The sequence below is a fragment of the Klebsiella grimontii genome (assembly GCF_042137965.1).
Classification (GTDB): domain Bacteria; phylum Pseudomonadota; class Gammaproteobacteria; order Enterobacterales; family Enterobacteriaceae; genus Klebsiella; species Klebsiella grimontii.
Genome location: NZ_CP169721.1, coordinates 5391950 through 5407030, shown reverse-complemented (window position 1 = coordinate 5407030; position 15081 = coordinate 5391950). Strand labels below are relative to the sequence as shown.

Annotated in this window: 18 protein-coding genes and 1 riboswitch; of the genes, 7 read left to right on the top strand and 11 right to left on the bottom strand. The window is 56.8% G+C overall.

Annotation, left to right across the window (positions count from 1 at the left end; translation table 11 throughout):
* Positions 1 to 40: 40 nt before the first annotated feature.
* On the top strand, positions 41 to 1381 hold the full coding sequence (locus ACE3MN_RS25325; protein ID WP_004870490.1) for an anaerobic C4-dicarboxylate transporter: 1341 nt from the start codon (positions 41 to 43) through the stop codon (positions 1379 to 1381).
* 37 nt (positions 1382 to 1418) lie between these two features.
* Here the strand turns inward: ACE3MN_RS25325 and ACE3MN_RS25320 are convergent, their stop codons facing one another.
* The 10 genes from ACE3MN_RS25320 to ACE3MN_RS25275 all read right to left on the bottom strand — a co-directional run bounded on the left by ACE3MN_RS25320 (position 1419) and on the right by ACE3MN_RS25275 (position 10184).
* Positions 1419 to 1736 (bottom strand): PTS lactose/cellobiose transporter subunit IIA, encoded by a 318-nt coding sequence (locus ACE3MN_RS25320; RefSeq protein WP_004870492.1) that lies wholly within the window; start codon positions 1734 to 1736, stop codon positions 1419 to 1421.
* 3 nt (positions 1737 to 1739) lie between these two features.
* Entirely contained in the window at positions 1740 to 2000 is a 261-nt protein-coding gene (locus ACE3MN_RS25315; protein WP_009652762.1) for a PTS sugar transporter subunit IIB, read from the bottom strand.
* Positions 2001 to 2217: 217 nt separating this feature from the next.
* Entirely contained in the window at positions 2218 to 3750 is a 1533-nt protein-coding gene (locus ACE3MN_RS25310) for a sensor domain-containing diguanylate cyclase (RefSeq protein ID WP_004870495.1), read from the bottom strand.
* A 318-nt stretch (positions 3751 to 4068) separates the two neighbouring features.
* A complete protein-coding gene (thiH, locus tag ACE3MN_RS25305; protein ID WP_024360690.1) occupies positions 4069 to 5202 on the bottom strand; it encodes a 2-iminoacetate synthase ThiH in 1134 nt (377 codons plus the stop codon).
* On the bottom strand, positions 5199 to 5969 hold the full coding sequence (gene thiG, locus ACE3MN_RS25300) for a thiazole synthase (RefSeq protein WP_024360691.1): 771 nt from the start codon (positions 5967 to 5969) through the stop codon (positions 5199 to 5201). Before thiG ends, thiH begins: the two co-directional genes overlap by 4 nt.
* A gap of 1 nt (position 5970) precedes the next feature.
* On the bottom strand, positions 5971 to 6171 hold the full coding sequence (gene thiS / locus ACE3MN_RS25295; RefSeq protein WP_004870502.1) for a sulfur carrier protein ThiS: 201 nt from the start codon (positions 6169 to 6171) through the stop codon (positions 5971 to 5973).
* Entirely contained in the window at positions 6155 to 6910 is a 756-nt protein-coding gene (locus tag ACE3MN_RS25290; protein ID WP_004870504.1) for a HesA/MoeB/ThiF family protein, read from the bottom strand. Before ACE3MN_RS25290 ends, thiS begins: the two co-directional genes overlap by 17 nt.
* Positions 6903 to 7538, bottom strand: a complete 636-nt coding sequence (gene thiE, locus ACE3MN_RS25285; RefSeq protein WP_004870507.1) for a thiamine phosphate synthase — start codon at positions 7536 to 7538, stop codon at positions 6903 to 6905. Before thiE ends, ACE3MN_RS25290 begins: the two co-directional genes overlap by 8 nt.
* A complete protein-coding gene (gene thiC, locus ACE3MN_RS25280; RefSeq protein WP_098363635.1) occupies positions 7538 to 9433 on the bottom strand; it encodes a phosphomethylpyrimidine synthase ThiC in 1896 nt (631 codons plus the stop codon). The genes thiE and thiC overlap by 1 nt, the downstream gene beginning before the upstream one ends.
* A gap of 85 nt (positions 9434 to 9518) precedes the next feature.
* Positions 9519 to 9632: riboswitch (TPP riboswitch) on the bottom strand.
* 54 nt (positions 9633 to 9686) lie between these two features.
* On the bottom strand, positions 9687 to 10184 hold the full coding sequence (locus ACE3MN_RS25275; RefSeq protein WP_004127603.1) for an Rsd/AlgQ family anti-sigma factor: 498 nt from the start codon (positions 10182 to 10184) through the stop codon (positions 9687 to 9689).
* 95 nt (positions 10185 to 10279) lie between these two features.
* Between ACE3MN_RS25275 and nudC the strand changes: the two genes are divergently transcribed.
* The 6 genes from nudC (at position 10280) to ACE3MN_RS25245 (ending at position 14636) form a co-directional block, all read left to right on the top strand.
* Positions 10280 to 11053: an NAD(+) diphosphatase gene (gene nudC, locus ACE3MN_RS25270; protein ID WP_004870513.1), complete on the top strand. Its 774-nt coding sequence runs from the start codon at positions 10280 to 10282 to the stop codon at positions 11051 to 11053.
* A gap of 40 nt (positions 11054 to 11093) precedes the next feature.
* Positions 11094 to 12158, top strand: a complete 1065-nt coding sequence (hemE, locus tag ACE3MN_RS25265; protein WP_004127611.1) for a uroporphyrinogen decarboxylase — start codon at positions 11094 to 11096, stop codon at positions 12156 to 12158.
* 9 nt (positions 12159 to 12167) lie between these two features.
* Positions 12168 to 12839, top strand: a complete 672-nt coding sequence (gene nfi / locus ACE3MN_RS25260; RefSeq protein ID WP_024360693.1) for a deoxyribonuclease V — start codon at positions 12168 to 12170, stop codon at positions 12837 to 12839.
* 42 nt (positions 12840 to 12881) lie between these two features.
* Positions 12882 to 13472, top strand: a complete 591-nt coding sequence (locus ACE3MN_RS25255; protein ID WP_375364216.1) for a YjaG family protein — start codon at positions 12882 to 12884, stop codon at positions 13470 to 13472.
* A gap of 186 nt (positions 13473 to 13658) precedes the next feature.
* Positions 13659 to 13931 (top strand): nucleoid-associated protein HU-alpha, encoded by a 273-nt coding sequence (hupA, locus tag ACE3MN_RS25250; RefSeq protein ID WP_004097675.1) that lies wholly within the window; start codon positions 13659 to 13661, stop codon positions 13929 to 13931.
* Between the two features lie 12 nt (positions 13932 to 13943).
* Positions 13944 to 14636, top strand: coding sequence for a DUF1481 domain-containing protein (locus ACE3MN_RS25245; protein ID WP_004870522.1), 693 nt, complete (start codon positions 13944 to 13946; stop codon positions 14634 to 14636).
* Between the two features lie 12 nt (positions 14637 to 14648).
* Here the strand turns inward: ACE3MN_RS25245 and zraP are convergent, their stop codons facing one another.
* Entirely contained in the window at positions 14649 to 15071 is a 423-nt protein-coding gene (zraP, locus tag ACE3MN_RS25240; protein WP_024360694.1) for a zinc resistance sensor/chaperone ZraP, read from the bottom strand.
* Between the last annotated feature and the right edge of the window lie 10 nt (positions 15072 to 15081).

Here is a 15081-nt window from a genome sequence, read left to right as displayed (position 1 = left end):
GAGTATTGTCGTTATTTAATGGATAGCTTCTGGGGGATGTATGGAATTTGCTATACAACTTATCATTATCTTAATTTGTCTGTTCTATGGCGCGAAAAAGGGCGGCATTGCGCTCGGCCTTTTGGGCGGAATTGGCTTAGTCATCCTGGTCTTTGTTTTTCATCTTAAGCCCGGAAAACCTCCCGTCGATGTCATGCTGGTGATTATCGCCGTAGTGGCCGCATCGGCGACGCTGCAGGCTTCCGGTGGGTTAGACGTCATGCTGCAGATTGCCGAGAAGCTCCTGCGGCGAAACCCGAAATATGTCTCGATCGTCGCGCCATTCGTCACCTGTACGCTGACGATTCTTTGCGGCACGGGGCACGTGGTATATACCATCCTGCCGATTATTTATGATGTCGCCATCAAAAATAATATTCGTCCGGAGCGCCCCATGGCCGCCAGCTCGATCGGCGCGCAGATGGGGATCATCGCCAGCCCGGTTTCCGTAGCGGTCGTCTCGCTGGTGGCGATGCTTGGCAATTTTACCTTTAACGGTAAGCACCTTGAGTTTCTCGATCTGCTGGCAATAACCATTCCGTCCACGCTGCTGGGGATTCTGGCCATTGGTATCTTCAGCTGGTTTCGCGGCAAAGATCTCGATAAAGATCCGGAGTTCCAGGCCTTTATCGCGGTACCGGAAAACCGCCACTACGTTTATGGCGACACGGCCACGTTGCTGGATAAGAAGCTTCCGACCAGTAACTGGATCGCGATGTGGATTTTTCTGGCCTCGATAGCGGTGGTTGCCTTACTCGGCGCCTTCTCCGAACTGCGTCCGGTTGTCGACGGTAAAGCGCTGTCGATGGTGCTGGTGATCCAGATGTTTATGCTGCTCTCCGGAGCGCTCATCATCATTATTACGAAAACCAACCCGGCTTCGATTTCCAAAAATGAGGTTTTCCGTTCCGGCATGATCGCTATCGTGGCCGTATACGGCATCGCGTGGATGGCGGAGACCATGTTCGGCGCGCATATGACCGAGATTAAAGGCGTGCTCGGGGAGATGGTGAAGGAGTACCCGTGGGCCTACGCCATCGTTCTGCTGCTAGTATCGAAGTTTGTTAACTCCCAGGCGGCTGCCCTGGCGGCGATTGTCCCGGTGGCGTTGGCGATTGGCGTCGACCCGGCCTACATCGTCGCTTCCGCGCCAGCCTGCTACGGTTACTATATTCTGCCGACCTACCCAAGCGATCTGGCGGCGATTCAGTTCGATCGCTCAGGTACGACGCATATCGGCCGCTTTGTGATTAACCATAGCTTTATTCTGCCCGGACTTATTGGCGTCAGCGTCTCTTGCGTCTTTGGTTGGGTGTTTGCGGCAATGTACGGATTTCTTTAAGAGAGGATTCAGGCGCCGGTAGCGGCGCCTGTTGACGTTATTGGGCGAGCGGAATTCGGCGATAGAGTTCAATCATGTCGGTTGCCAGATCCTGAATGACCATCGCGTTCATCAGGTGATCCTGAGAGTGTACGGTAATCAGGTTAACCGGAAGCTTGCCGCTGCCTTCATCCATGCCAATCAGCTGGGTCTGGATTTTGTGCGCATGCTTGACGAATTCGTGGGATTCCGTCATCGCCTGTTCGGCGGCGGCAAAATCGCCTTTACGCGCCAGCTGCAGAGCGGTTAAAGCCGAGCTGCGCGCTGAACCGGCGTTAACCAGCAGCTCCATGATGATCGTTTCTAAATCTTCCATCTCTTACTCCATCAACTTCAGGGCTTTATCAAGCACGGCATCGCCTTTCATCATGCCGTAATCCATCATATCGATAACGGCGACTTTTTTCCCAAACGGGTCGGCCATAGCCTGTAGCTTGGCTTGCTCGTACTTCACCTGAGGACCGAGCAGGATAATATCGGCAGCCGCAAGATTATCTTTAAACTCGGCAACCGGTACGGCTTTGATCGAGACTTCCACGCCTTTTTGTTGCGCAGCGGCCTGCATTCGTTGAACCAGCATGCTGGTGGACATACCTGCGGCACAGCATAAAACGATATTCTTCATAATTGATGGCCCTTATGTTCCTTGATGTACCATCTTTATCGCGGGCTGGCGGGTGGGACAACCGCTTTACGGCGATTGTGTGTAAGTCATCACAAAATAATGAAACCGGTTTCGGATTTGGGGTTGAAAACGGTAAAAGCCCGCGCGGCCGGGCCTATAGCAACGGGCTCTCTTAGGTACGAACGATACGATTCTTGCCCTGCTGCTTGGCTTTATAAAGCGCTTCATCAACGCGCACGACAAGCTGCTCCAGGGGCTCCATATTCCATTCGCCCAGGCCTGCGCTAAAGGTGACGGTCAATCCTTCTTCACGCCAGGAGCGCTGCGCGACGCTGGCTCGCCAGCTTTCCAGCAGCCTCAGAGCGTTATCAATATGCTCGTCGGAAAATATCACCGCAAACTCTTCGCCGCCGTAGCGGTAAAGTGAAATTTGCAGGGGCTGGAGGATCTGCAGCCCTTCGCGGGCGACGTTGCGCAGAACGATATCACCGTTGAGATGACCCCAGGTGTCGTTTATCGTTTTGAAGTTATCAATATCAACCAGTGCGAGAGAGAAAGGGTGATGATCGTTCATCAGCGCGGCGATATCGCTATCGAAGGCGCGTCGGTTTTTGCAGCCGGTTAATGCATCGATGGTCGCCTGGCGAACATAGGTTAACTCACGCTGCTTATTGCTCTCGATGGCTTTGCTGAGCATCGCTTCCAGGCGCGGGGCGCGCTGAACATCTCCGGTTTTAATGGCGTTGATGATGTTCATTAACACCGTACGTGAAGCATGGCGTAGATACAGGCCAAACAGCACGATGACGATCGCGGCCAGGGCAAAGCTCCAGGCAACGATATCCGTTTCATGGCGCGTTAAGTTGACCAGCGTCGAGTTATCGACCCGATAAATGACAAACCAGTCGGGGTTGGTAAAGGAATAGTAATAGTACCAGCCGTCGGTCACCGCGTCATAAAGCTGGCCTTCACCGCTGGTCATTCTGTCCATCAAGGCTTCACTGACGTAGGGTTTGAATAAGGCGCCAGGGTCGGGATGGAGAACGACTTTACCATCGCGTTGCACCACAAAAAATTCCCCCTGAACCGGGGCGACCATTTGCCGTAACGCGTAGCCCATTGAGGTCAGATCGAGATGAAAAGCGAGGCTGCCCTTCAGCCGCCCTTCCGGGGAAATAATGGGTTTATAGAGGGTAATGGTCGGATGATGCGTGAAGTAGTCGATGTACGGGCTGGTATACAGGCTGAAGGTACTGGCTTGCGCTTGCTTAATAAACCATGGTCTCGATTTGGCATCGAAGGACTGGCTGTCTTCGGTCTCAAGGACTTCGGGCGCGCGCAGATAGTGCCCGTTGGTATCCGCCAGCGAGATGGACGAAACGGTCTGCATCATATTTTGCAGCTGCATCAACTGCATCAGGCCCTTTTCAGGATTAACGTTCACCGCATTGTTCAGCTCGTCATTACGCGCAAAGAACGTCGTGGCGCGGGTGAGGATAAAATCGTTGCCCCGCAGCAGCGTCTCCGTGTAGTTGGTCGCCATATTGTGGGTAAAGTTGCGGTTAATGTGATGATAATCTTCGAGAAAATCTTTCCTCTGGGTCATCGTGGCAAACACCGCGATAAGCAGGAAGCTGATTAAAATACCCGCAAACCCGATGACGATCGGCGTGGTGAAAGAGAGCTTTCTATTATGACGAGCCATGAGTCGTAAATCGTTCCAGAAGCGTTAAACCGTGGGTGAAGACGCAGGTTTAGCCAGCATGCCTGCTGAGCGAATCAGATAAAACTCCGATAATTATAACTCTGACGTTGTGATATGGGCTGATTAATATTCGATATTAATAGAATTACCCTTGCGGCGCAGAGATGGAGCAGGGCGAAATGAGGAAGAGCTATTATTCGCCCTGGACAGCATCCGTTGCTGACGAGGGCAGAATAGAGAAACGGAAATATAACCACAATCTTCCGTTTCTCTTATTACGATCGTGCGCGAAGAACATTTAAGAAATGACATTCTTCATCATGACGACTGGGAGGCGCGTCCCAGCCAGCTATCCCAATCCTTCCAGACCGGCTGCAGCCCGCTGGCCACCAGCGCGCGGGCGACCTCTTCCGGGCGACGGTCATCATGAGGCGAGAACTGCTCCAGCTCAGGATGGTTATCGGCATATCCGCCGGGCTGGGTTTTCGAAAATGCGCTGACGTTGTTGATGGCCAGCGGGATCACCCGATCGCGGAACCAGGGGGATTCGCGGGTGGAGAGCGAGAGCTCCACTTCCGGAGCCAGCAGGCGGAAAGCGCAGATGGTCTGCACCAGCTGTCGTTCATCCATTAAAGAGGCGGGCTCGATTCCCCCGGCGCAAGGGCGCAGCCGCGGAAAGGAGATGGAGTAGCGGCTTCGCCAGTAGTGCTGCTGGAGCCACAGCAGATGTTCCGCCACCATAAAGCAATCCACCCGCCAGCTGTCGGAGAGGCCAATTAATGCGCCAAGGCCAATTTTATCAATCCCCGCCTGTCCGAGCCTGTCCGGCGTATCCAGCCGCCAGAAAAAGTCCTGCTTTTTCCCTTTCAGATGATGTTTCGCATACATGCTTTCATGATAGGTCTCCTGATAGACCATCACTCCGTCCAGGCCGAGGGTTTTCAGCTCGGCGTACTCTTCCATCGCCAGCGGCTGAACCTCCATCTGCAGCGAGGCGAACTGGCGGCGAATCGCGGGCAGATGTTGACGAAAATAGTCCATGCCGACTTTGCCCTGATGTTCGCCGGTGACCAGCAGCAGATGCTCAAAGCCCATTGCGCGGATCGCCGCGCATTCACGGGCAATTTCCGTTTCATCCAGGGTCTTGCGCTTGATGCGGTTACTCATTGAGAAACCGCAGTAGGTACAGTCGTTGGCGCACAGATTCGAGAGATACAGCGGGACATAAAAGCTGACGGTATTGCCAAAGCGCTGGCGAGTCAGGCGCTGGGCGCGCTGGGCCAGAGGCTCCAGATAATCCGCGGCGGCGGGCGAGAGCAGGGCCATCATATCGTCGCGGCTAAGCTGTTTGGCCGCCAGGGCGCGTTCAACGTCGGCGGGAGTTTTCCCGTTGATCCGCAGGCGAATGTCGTCCCAGTCCAGCTGCCGCCAACGGTCAGTGAAGGTGTTCATACCCGCGCCTCCAGAAAGCCGGTCAGCGGGCTGGTGGCCTGCGCCTGCGTGCTGCGCGCGCCCGGGCCAGCCTGCCGCGCCAGCAATCCGGCATCGATCGCTAAGCGGAAGGCGCGGGCCATGGTTACCGGATCGTCGGCGACGGCGATGGCGGTATTCACCAGTACCGCGTCAGCGCCCATTTCCAGCGCCTGCGCCGCGTGGCTCGGTACGCCTATACCCGCATCAACGACCACCGGGACCGTGGCCTGCTCGATAATAATTTCCAGCATCGCTTTGGTTTCCAGTCCCTGATTGGAGCCAATTGGCGCGCCGAGCGGCATCACCGCCGCGCAGCCCGCTTCTTCCAGACGTTTGCACAGCACCGGATCGGCGCCGCAGTAGGGCAGCACCACGAAGCCTTCTCGTACCAGAATTTCCGCCGCTTTCAGCGTTTCAATCGGGTCGGGGAGCAGCCAGCGGGCGTCCGGGTGAATTTCTAGTTTCAGCCAGTGAGTACCCAGCGCTTCCCGCGCCAGACGGGCGGCAAAGACCGCTTCTTCCGCCGTTTTGGCGCCGGAGGTGTTGGGTAGCAGGCTAACGCCAGCCGCCAACAGCGGCGCGAGGATCGCGTCATTATGCTGACGAAGATCGACGCGCTTCATCGCCAGCGTTACCAGCTGGCTGCCGGAGGCGCGAATGGCCTCCACCATGACGTTGGGGGCAGCGAATTTACCGGTGCCGGTGAAAAGATGGGACTCAAACGTTTTATCCGCAATACGTAACATATCAGCCTCCAGCAATAACCTGAAAAAGCAGGATTTGGTCGCCTTCCTGCAAAAGATGATCTTCCCACCGTTCACGCGGCAGGATGCATTGATTGAGCGCCAGCGCGACGCCCGGCTGCTGCTGTTCCAGCTGCGTGAGCAGAGCGGCGACGGAGGTCGCTTCGGCGCACTGCAACGGTTCATCGTTAAACCACACCTGCATGCTGCCCTCCACAGACCGGACAACCCTGAGCCCGCTGGAGCGCGAGAGTGCGCCAGCTGCTGGTGCGGGCATCGAACAGGCGCAGAGCGTTACGCGGCGTGGCCATGCCGGCGAGCAGCTTGATGGCCTCCAGCGCCTGTAACGTGCCCATCATGCCGACCACAGGGCCGATGATGCCCGCCGTACGGCAGTTGCGTTCGGGCTCGTTAGCGTCCGGCCACAGGCAGCGATAGCAGCCCTGGTCCCACGGCGGCGTCAGTACCATCAACTGGCCCCCCAGCCCGACGGCGCTGGCGGTAATCAGCGGGGTTTGAAGCGCGACGCAGGCGGCATTGATCGCCTGTCGGGTCGCCATGTTATCGGTGCAATCCAGTACCACATCGGCCTTCGCCACTTCATCCTGCAGGGCCTCTCCGCCTAAACGCTGCTTCAGCGCAATCAGCTCAATCTGCGGATTAAGGCGAGCCAGCCGGGCCCTGGCGGCAGCGGCTTTGGAGCGCGAGATATCATCGCTGGTGAACAAAATTTGCCGCTGCAGGTTGCTGACGTGCACGTCGTCATCGTCGGCCAGCACCAGCGTGCCGACGCCGGCCCCGGCCAGATAGAGCGCGGCGGGAGAGCCCAGCCCGCCGAGACCCACGAGCAGCACCCGGCTGGCCAGCAGCTTTTGCTGGCCTTCAATGGCGATATCCTCCAGCAGCAGCTGGCGGCTATAACGCATAAAATCGCTGTCATTCATCACCGGCTCCCGCTATCTCGAGCAGCCGAGCCGTTGCCTGTCGCCAGTCGGCCGCCTGAGTAATGGCGCTGACCACCGCAACGCTGCCGACGCCGGTCGCCAGTACCGCCGGGGCGCGTTCAAGGCTGATGCCGCCAATCGCCACGGTCGGATAATCGCCCAGACGCTGAATATGCTGCGCGAGCTGCTCCAGTCCCTGGGGGGCGGAGGGCATCTGCTTGGTTTGCGTTGGAAAAACGTGCCCGAGGGCGATGTAAGAGGGACGAGCCGCCAGCGCGATATCAATTTCCATATCGTCATGCGTGGAAACCCCCAGGCGCAGCCCGGCGTTGCGGATGGCGCTGAGATCGGTGGTTTCCAGATCCTCCTGGCCTAAATGCACGCCGTAAGCCTGATGTTTGATGGCCAGGCGCCAGTAATCATTAATAAACAGCCGCGCATCATATTTGCGCCCCAGCGCGATCGCGGCGACCACATCGTCTTCGACTTCGCTATCGCGTTTATCCTTGATGCGCAGCTGGATAGTGCGAACGCCCGCGTCCAGCAAGCGTTCGATCCACGCAACGCTATCGACGACCGGATAAAGCCCCAGGCGGAAAGGAACTGCGGGAAAATCGGGTTGATACATCAGGCTTCCTCCTTTTTCAGGTAGATCTCGCCGCCGCGGGCGCGAAAGGTATCCGACATATCGGCCATCCCCACTTCGATGGTCTGTGCGGCGGCATAGTCGCGAACTTCCTGGCTTATCTTCATTGAACAAAATTTGGGACCGCACATGGAGCAGAAGTGGGCGACTTTGCCGGACTCCTGCGGCAGGGTTTCGTCGTGGTAAGCGCGAGCGGTGAACGGGTCGAGCGCCAGGTTGAACTGGTCTTCCCAGCGGAACTCGAAGCGTGCTTTCGACATGGCGTTATCGCGGATCTGCGCGCCGGGATGGCCTTTGGCGAGGTCGGCGGCGTGGGCGGCGATTTTGTAAGTAATCAGTCCCTGCTTAACGTCTTCTTTATTCGGCAGGCCGAGGTGCTCTTTTGGCGTCACGTAGCAGAGCATCGCGCAGCCGAACCAGCCGATCATGGCGGCGCCGATACCCGAAGTGAAGTGGTCGTAGCCCGGTGCGATATCGGTGGTGAGCGGCCCTAAGGTGTAGAAAGGCGCTTCGTGGCAGTGCTCCAGCTCTTCGGTCATATTGCGCTGAATCATCTGCATCGGCACATGGCCCGGGCCTTCGATCATTACCTGCACGTCATACTCCCAGGCGATTTTGGTCAGTTCGCCCAGGGTGTGCAGCTCGGCGAACTGCGCTTCGTCGTTGGCATCCTGAATCGAGCCGGGACGCAGGCCATCGCCCAATGACAGCGAGACGTCATAGGCGGCGCAGATTTCGCAAATTTCGTGGAAATGCTGATAGAGAAAGTTCTCTTGATGATGGGATAAGCACCATTTCGCCATGATTGAGCCGCCGCGGGAGACGATGCCGGTCAGGCGCCTGGCGGTCATCGGCACGTAGCGCAGCAGCACGCCCGCGTGGATGGTAAAGTAGTCCACCCCTTGCTCAGCCTGCTCGAGCAGCGTATCGCGGAAAGCTTCCCAGGTAAGATCTTCGGCAATCCCGTTGACCTTCTCCAGCGCCTGGTAGATCGGCACCGTACCGATCGGTACCGGGCTATTACGCAGGATCCACTCGCGGGTCTCGTGAATATAGCGGCCGGTGGAAAGGTCCATCACCGTATCCGCTCCCCAGCGCGTCGCCCACACCAGCTTCTCGACCTCTTCTTCTATCGACGAGGTGACCGCCGAGTTGCCGATATTGGCGTTAACCTTCACGAGGAAGTTGCGGCCAATAATCATCGGCTCGGATTCTGGATGATTTATATTGGCCGGGATAATCGCGCGCCCGGCGGCGACTTCAGCGCGCACAAACTCCGGGGTGATATTCTCCGGCAGCCGCGCGCCAAACCCAACGCCCGGATGCTGCCGGCGCAACACTTCGCCACGAATACGCTCGCGGCCCATATTTTCGCGAATGGCGATGAACTCCATCTCCGGGGTGACAATCCCCTGCCGGGCGTAGTGCAGCTGAGTCACGCATTTCCCGACCATGGCGCGCCTGGGGGTGAGCAGGCCGGTAAAGCGCAGCTCGTTGAGGCCATCATCCGCCAGCCGCTGTTTGGTATACGCCGAACTGCGGTCGTTGAGTTCTTCACAATCGCGACGCGCATCAATCCATGGCTGACGCAGTTTTTTCAGACCCTGCTCAACGTTAATCGCGATGTGCGGATCGCCGTAGGGGCCGGAGGTGTCATAGACCGGAATCGCTTCATTCGCTTCGTATTGCGGATTATCTTTGCTGCCGCCGATAAGGGTCGGGCTAAGCTGGATTTCGCGCATCGGGACGCGAATATCTTCCCGCGAACCGTGGATATAGATGCGCTGCGAATTGGGAAATGCGGTACCTTCCAGCGTGTCGATAAAGCGCTGGGCGTGTTCGCGTTGCTCTCGACGCGTGAGTTTTGTTGTAGACATAGCTCATTCCAGTTAAACAGGATATGGCTTGCCAGACGACGGATGGAGTAACAGATGCGATCGGCCCTGAAGAGGCTGACGCTAAACGCAGTTTACTCTTGTTCCCTTCGCAGGTATTAGCCTGATCAGGTTCCGCGGATCCCGAATAAACGGTCTCAGCCTTTTCCAGTGTGGAAAATGGGCACTCCGACAAGATGACATCCCCTCTCAGCGAGGGGGAATGTATGTAAACTACGCGTTAATGGTTCACAACTCAAGCGGTCGGCGCGATATTGTCGCTGACGTTATCTTTTTGACTGTGGGCGACGGCGAGGGCGATCAGGCTATCTTCCAGCGCAAAGCGCGCTTCCAGCGCTTCGCCGATATCCGACAGCGCCTGCTGGAACTCGAGGTAGTTATCGTGATCGATGGCGTTTTCGAGGCAGGAGTCGTAGTAATCCATGATCTGCTGGGTATTAGCCTGCAGCTGTGGATAAATCTTCGTGGCGGCTAAAAGTGGCGTATCGCCTTCCAATTCGCCGATAAAGCGTTCATAAATATTAAAATGGCCGGAGGAGAGGTAGTCCACCAGGCTTTGACAAAAATCGTCCAGCGCTTTCTCATTAAGCCGCATAAAGGATTCTTTGCCAGGCTTCAGGCCAACCAGGTTGTAGTAAGCCACAAGCAAATGCTTACGTACTTGTAGCCAGCGATCGACCAGTTTATTGCTGCCTCCAACACGTTCCGTCAGGTTTTCCAGCTGGTTTAACATGGTTGACTCCGCAAGGATTTAAGAGAAATACGTTGCTCACCAAAATGTAAATTTAATGTTAAAAGTGCCAGTAAAATAAAGGTAGTGCAATAGATATGGATCGTATTATTGAAAAATTAGATCGCGGCTGGTGGATCGTCAGCCACGAACAGAAATTATGGTTGCCCGACGGGGAATTACCCTATGGCGAAGCGGTAAATTTTAATCTTGCTGGCCAGCCCGCGCTGCGAATCGGAGAATGGCAGGGCGAGCCGGTGTGGCTGGTACGCCAGGATCGCCGGCATGAGATGGGATCGCTGCGTCAGGTGCTCGATCAGGATGCTGGCCTTTTTCAACTGGCGGGACGCGGGATCCAACTGGCGGAGTTCTACCGCTCGCACAAATTCTGCGGCTACTGCGGCCATCCGATGCATCCCAGCAAAACCGAATGGGCGATGCTGTGCAGCCACTGCCGCGAACGTTATTACCCACAAATCGCCCCCTGCATCATCGTCGCCATCCGCCGGGATGACGCTATTCTGCTGGCGCAGCATACCCGCCATCGCAACGGCGTGCACACGGTGCTGGCCGGGTTTGTCGAAGTGGGTGAGACCCTGGAGCAGACCGTTGCCCGCGAGGTGATGGAAGAGAGCGGCATTAAAGTGAAAAATCTGCGCTACGTGACCTCTCAGCCCTGGCCGTTCCCGCAATCGCTGATGACTGCGTTTATGGCCGAGTACGATAGCGGCGAGATTGTCATCGACAAGAAAGAGCTGCTGGAGGCGGGGTGGTATCGCTATGACGATTTGCCGCTTTTGCCGCCGCCGGGCACCGTGGCGCGCCGCCTGATTGAAGATACCGTGGCGATGTGTCGGGCAGAGTATGAGTGACATGTTACACTTGGCGCATCAACGCTAAAGGAATGTAAAAATGACCGAACTGAAGAACGATCGTTACCTGCGCGCGCTGCTACGCCAGCCGGTTGATGTCACCCCGGTGTGGATGATGCGTCAGGCGGGCCGCTATTTACCGGAATATAAAGCCACCCGCGCCGAAGCGGGCGATTTTATGTCGCTGTGTAAAAACGCCGAGCTGGCCTGCGAGGTCACGCTGCAGCCGCTGCGTCGCTATAAGCTGGATGCGGCTATCCTCTTCTCGGACATTCTCACTATCCCGGATGCCATGGGGCTGGGGCTCTATTTCGAAGCCGGGGAAGGGCCGCGTTTTACCTCGCCCGTCACCTGTAAAGCGGATGTCGATAAATTACCGGTTCCCGACCCGGAAGATGAACTTGGCTACGTGATGAACGCCGTGCGCACGATTCGCCGTGAGCTGAAGGGGGAAGTGCCGCTGATTGGCTTTTCCGGCAGCCCGTGGACGCTGGCGACCTATATGGTTGAAGGCGGCAGCAGCAAAGCGTTTACGGTGATCAAAAAGATGATGTACGCCGAACCGCAGGCCCTGCATGCGCTGCTCGATAAGCTGGCGAAAAGCGTCACGTTGTATCTGAATGCGCAAATCAAAGCGGGCGCGCAGTCGGTGATGATTTTTGATACCTGGGGCGGCGCGCTGACCGGCCGGGATTACCAGCAGTTCTCGCTCTATTACATGCATAAAATCGTTGATGGTCTGCTGCGTGAAAACGATGGTCGTCGCGTGCCGGTCACGCTGTTTACCAAAGGCGGCGGGCAGTGGCTGGAAGCGATGGCGGAAACCGGCTGCGATGCGCTGGGGCTCGACTGGACTACCGATATCGCCGATGCGCGGCGTCGCGTCGGCCATAAAGTCGCCCTGCAGGGCAATATGGATCCCTCGATGCTGTATGCCCCTCCGGCGCGCATCGAAGAAGAGGTGGCGACCATTCTCGCCGGGTTTGGCCAGGGCGAAGGCCATGTCTTTAACCTCGGGCACGGAATCCATCAGGATGTCGACCCGGAACACGCGGGCGTATTTGTGGAGGCTGTGCACCGGTTGTCAGCGCCATACCACCGTTAAGGAGTGATTATGGATTTATCATCGCTACGCACCCAGCAGCTCAGCCTGGCGGCATCGGTTGAACGAGGCGATCGGCTGGAACAGGATCCGCCGACGCTGATCGGCGGAGCGGATGTTGGATTTGAGCAAGAGGGGGAGGTGACCCGGGCGGCGATGGTACTGCTGAGCTATCCCTCCCTGGAGCTGGTGGAGTATCAGGTCGCGCGCGTTGCGACCACAATGCCCTATATCCCCGGCTTTCTCTCCTTTCGCGAAACTCCCGCGCTGCTGGCGGCGTGGGAGCTGCTTTCGCGCAAACCCGATCTCTTATTCGTCGATGGCCACGGTATTTCCCACCCGCGCCGCCTCGGCGTCGCCAGCCATTTTGGCCTGCTGGTGGATGTGCCGACTATCGGCGTGGCGAAAAAACGGCTGTGCGGTAAGTTTGAGCCGCTGGGCGATGAGCCCGGCGCGCTGGCGCCACTGCTGGATAAAGGCGACCAGCTGGCGTGGGTTTTGCGCAGTAAAACGCGCTGTAATCCCCTATTTGTGAGTACCGGGCACCGCGTGGGCCTGGATAGCGCGCTGATGTGGGTAGAACGCTGCCTGAAAGGCTACCGCCTGCCTGAGCCGACGCGCTGGGCTGATGCGGTGGCGTCCCGACGTCCGGCGTTTGTGCGTTGGCAAGCAAATCACGGCTGATTCAGGTACACTGCGGCTAATTTCTGACTTCGAGATTTCATCATGTTACAAAACCCGATTCATCTGCGCCTGGAGAAGCTGGAAAGCTGGCAGCACGTGACCTTTATGGCCTGCTTGTGCGAGCGGATGTACCCCAACTACGCCATGTTCTGTCAGCAAACTGAGTTCGCCGATGGCCAGCTCTATCGCCGTATCCTCGATCTGATCTGGGAAACGCTGACGGTAAAAGACGCGAAGGTGAATTTCGACAGCCAGCTGGAAAAGCTGGAAGAGGCGATTCCTGCCGCAGATGATTACGACCTGTACGGCGTTTATCCGGCCATCGATGCCTGCGTCGCACTGAGTGAACTGATTCATTCGCGGCTGAGCGGCGAAACGCTCGAACATGCTATTGAAGTCAGCAAGAGTTCGATCACCACCGTCGCGATGCTGGAAATGACCCAGGCTGGTCGCGAAATGACCGACAAAGAGCTCAAAGAAAACCCGGCCGTTGAACAAGAGTGGGATATTCAGTGGGAGATTTTCCGTCTTCTGGCCGACTGCGAAGAACGCGATATTGAACTGATCAAAGGGCTACGGGCAGACCTTCGCGAGGCCGGCGAGAGCAATATTGGTATAAATTTTCAGCAATGAGACCAGAAAACGTGATTTACCGCCTGAATTGTAGCGTCTGAAGGCTTCCATTCCGCCCCCCGTCTGGTCTACATTTGGGGGGCGAAAAAACGTGGCTATCGGTGCGTGTATGCAGGAGAGTGCTTTTCAGGCATTTCCGTCGCACTCGATGCTTAGCAAGCGATAAACACATTGTAAGGATAACTTATGAACAAGACTCAACTGATTGATGTAATTGCGGACAAAGCTGACCTGTCCAAAGCACAGGCGAAAGCTGCCCTGGAATCTACCCTGGCTGCAATTACCGAGTCTCTGAAAGAAGGTGATGCTGTTCAACTGGTTGGTTTCGGTACCTTCAAAGTGAACCACCGCGCTGAGCGTACTGGCCGCAACCCGCAGACCGGTAATGAAATCAAAATCGCCGCAGCAAACGTACCGGCATTTGTTTCAGGTAAAGCTCTGAAAGACGCAGTTAAGTAAGACCGCGTGGCAGTGTACAGTTTTATCGAAGGGGCTTGTCGGCCCCTTTTGTCTACCTGGCGCCGCACGCTGGCGCTGGTAGGCGTATTGCTGCTCACTGCCTGCAGCCATGATTCCTCTCTCCCGCCGTTTACCGCCAGCGGATATGCGGATAACCAGGGGGCGATGCGTATCTGGCGCAAAGATTCCGCCAGCGAGGTCCATCTCCTTGCGGCCTTCAGTCCATGGCGTCATGGTAATACCTCGACCAGCGAGTACCGCTGGCAGGATGGCCAGCTCGCGCTGATTGAACTTAACGTCTACGGCAAACCGCCGGAACATATTCGCGCCCGGTTTGATGCTCAGGGCGAGCTCAGCTTTATGCAGCGTGAAATCGATGGCCAGAAGCAGCAGCTTTCCAGCGATCAGGTCGCGCTATACCGCTATCGCGCTGAGCAAATACGCCAGACCAGCGATGCCTTGCGTCAGGGACGCGTTATGCTGCGGCAGGGGCGCTGGCACGCCAACAGGACGGTGACGACCTGTGAAGGCCAGACCGTGAAGCCTGACCTCGATACGCTGGCGCTGGCGCATATTGAGCGTCGCCAGAATCACTCATCCGTTGAGGTGAGCGTGGCATGGCTCGAAGCGCCGGAAGGCTCTCAGCTGCTGCTGGTGGCAAACGAAGACTTCTGTACCTGGCAGCCGACCGAAAAAAGCTTCTGAACTTTACCAGTGTTACCAGTGGTTCATCCCCATATGACCGCGGCCCCCACACCCCATACCTTCGCCGCGAGGAATACCCGCCTGCGCTAATGCGAGATCGAACTTCACCCGCTGTTGGGCAAGCTTCTGACCGAGAGCGTCCATCTCCTGGGCGACGGATTCGATTTTCGCGCTGTCAGGTTTATCCGTGGTTAACAGCGCGTTGTATTCGTAGCGTTTTGATATGAGCTGCTGACGTAAAACGCGGGTTTGTTCATAGAAATCATTATGCAGCTTCTGGGCAGTGGCCTGTTGGTCGGTCGTCAGCTGGTTATAGCCCTGGGGGCCCATACCGTTGCCGTTATTCCAGTGGTGCCTTGCCCAGGCTGAGCTACTGCCGAAAGTCAGCGCGGCGAGGGCAATCAGCGTCAGCGTCATTTTTTTGTTCCGTTTCATAGTTTATTCT

Coding starts and splice junctions, on each gene's coding strand:
- ACE3MN_RS25325 (WP_004870490.1), top strand. CDS start 41: ATGGAATTTGCTATACAACTTATCATTATCTTAATTTGTCTGTTCTAT.
- ACE3MN_RS25320 (WP_004870492.1), bottom strand. CDS start 1,736: ATGGAAGATTTAGAAACGATCATCATGGAGCTGCTGGTTAACGCCGGT.
- ACE3MN_RS25315 (WP_009652762.1), bottom strand. CDS start 2,000: ATGCTGGTTCAACGAATGCAGGCCGCTGCGCAACAAAAAGGCGTGGAA.
- ACE3MN_RS25310 (WP_004870495.1), bottom strand. CDS start 3,750: ATGGCTCGTCATAATAGAAAGCTCTCTTTCACCACGCCGATCGTCATC.
- thiH (WP_024360690.1), bottom strand. CDS start 5,202: ATGAACACCTTCACTGACCGTTGGCGGCAGCTGGACTGGGACGACATT.
- thiG (WP_024360691.1), bottom strand. CDS start 5,969: ATGTTACGTATTGCGGATAAAACGTTTGAGTCCCATCTTTTCACCGGC.
- thiS (WP_004870502.1), bottom strand. CDS start 6,171: ATGCAGGTGTGGTTTAACGATGAACCGTTGCAGTGCGCCGAAGCGACC.
- ACE3MN_RS25290 (WP_004870504.1), bottom strand. CDS start 6,910: ATGAATGACAGCGATTTTATGCGTTATAGCCGCCAGCTGCTGCTGGAG.
- thiE (WP_004870507.1), bottom strand. CDS start 7,538: ATGTATCAACCCGATTTTCCCGCAGTTCCTTTCCGCCTGGGGCTTTAT.
- thiC (WP_098363635.1), bottom strand. CDS start 9,433: ATGTCTACAACAAAACTCACGCGTCGAGAGCAACGCGAACACGCCCAG.
- ACE3MN_RS25275 (WP_004127603.1), bottom strand. CDS start 10,184: ATGTTAAACCAGCTGGAAAACCTGACGGAACGTGTTGGAGGCAGCAAT.
- nudC (WP_004870513.1), top strand. CDS start 10,280: ATGGATCGTATTATTGAAAAATTAGATCGCGGCTGGTGGATCGTCAGC.
- hemE (WP_004127611.1), top strand. CDS start 11,094: ATGACCGAACTGAAGAACGATCGTTACCTGCGCGCGCTGCTACGCCAG.
- nfi (WP_024360693.1), top strand. CDS start 12,168: ATGGATTTATCATCGCTACGCACCCAGCAGCTCAGCCTGGCGGCATCG.
- ACE3MN_RS25255 (WP_375364216.1), top strand. CDS start 12,882: ATGTTACAAAACCCGATTCATCTGCGCCTGGAGAAGCTGGAAAGCTGG.
- hupA (WP_004097675.1), top strand. CDS start 13,659: ATGAACAAGACTCAACTGATTGATGTAATTGCGGACAAAGCTGACCTG.
- zraP (WP_024360694.1), bottom strand. CDS start 15,071: ATGAAACGGAACAAAAAAATGACGCTGACGCTGATTGCCCTCGCCGCG.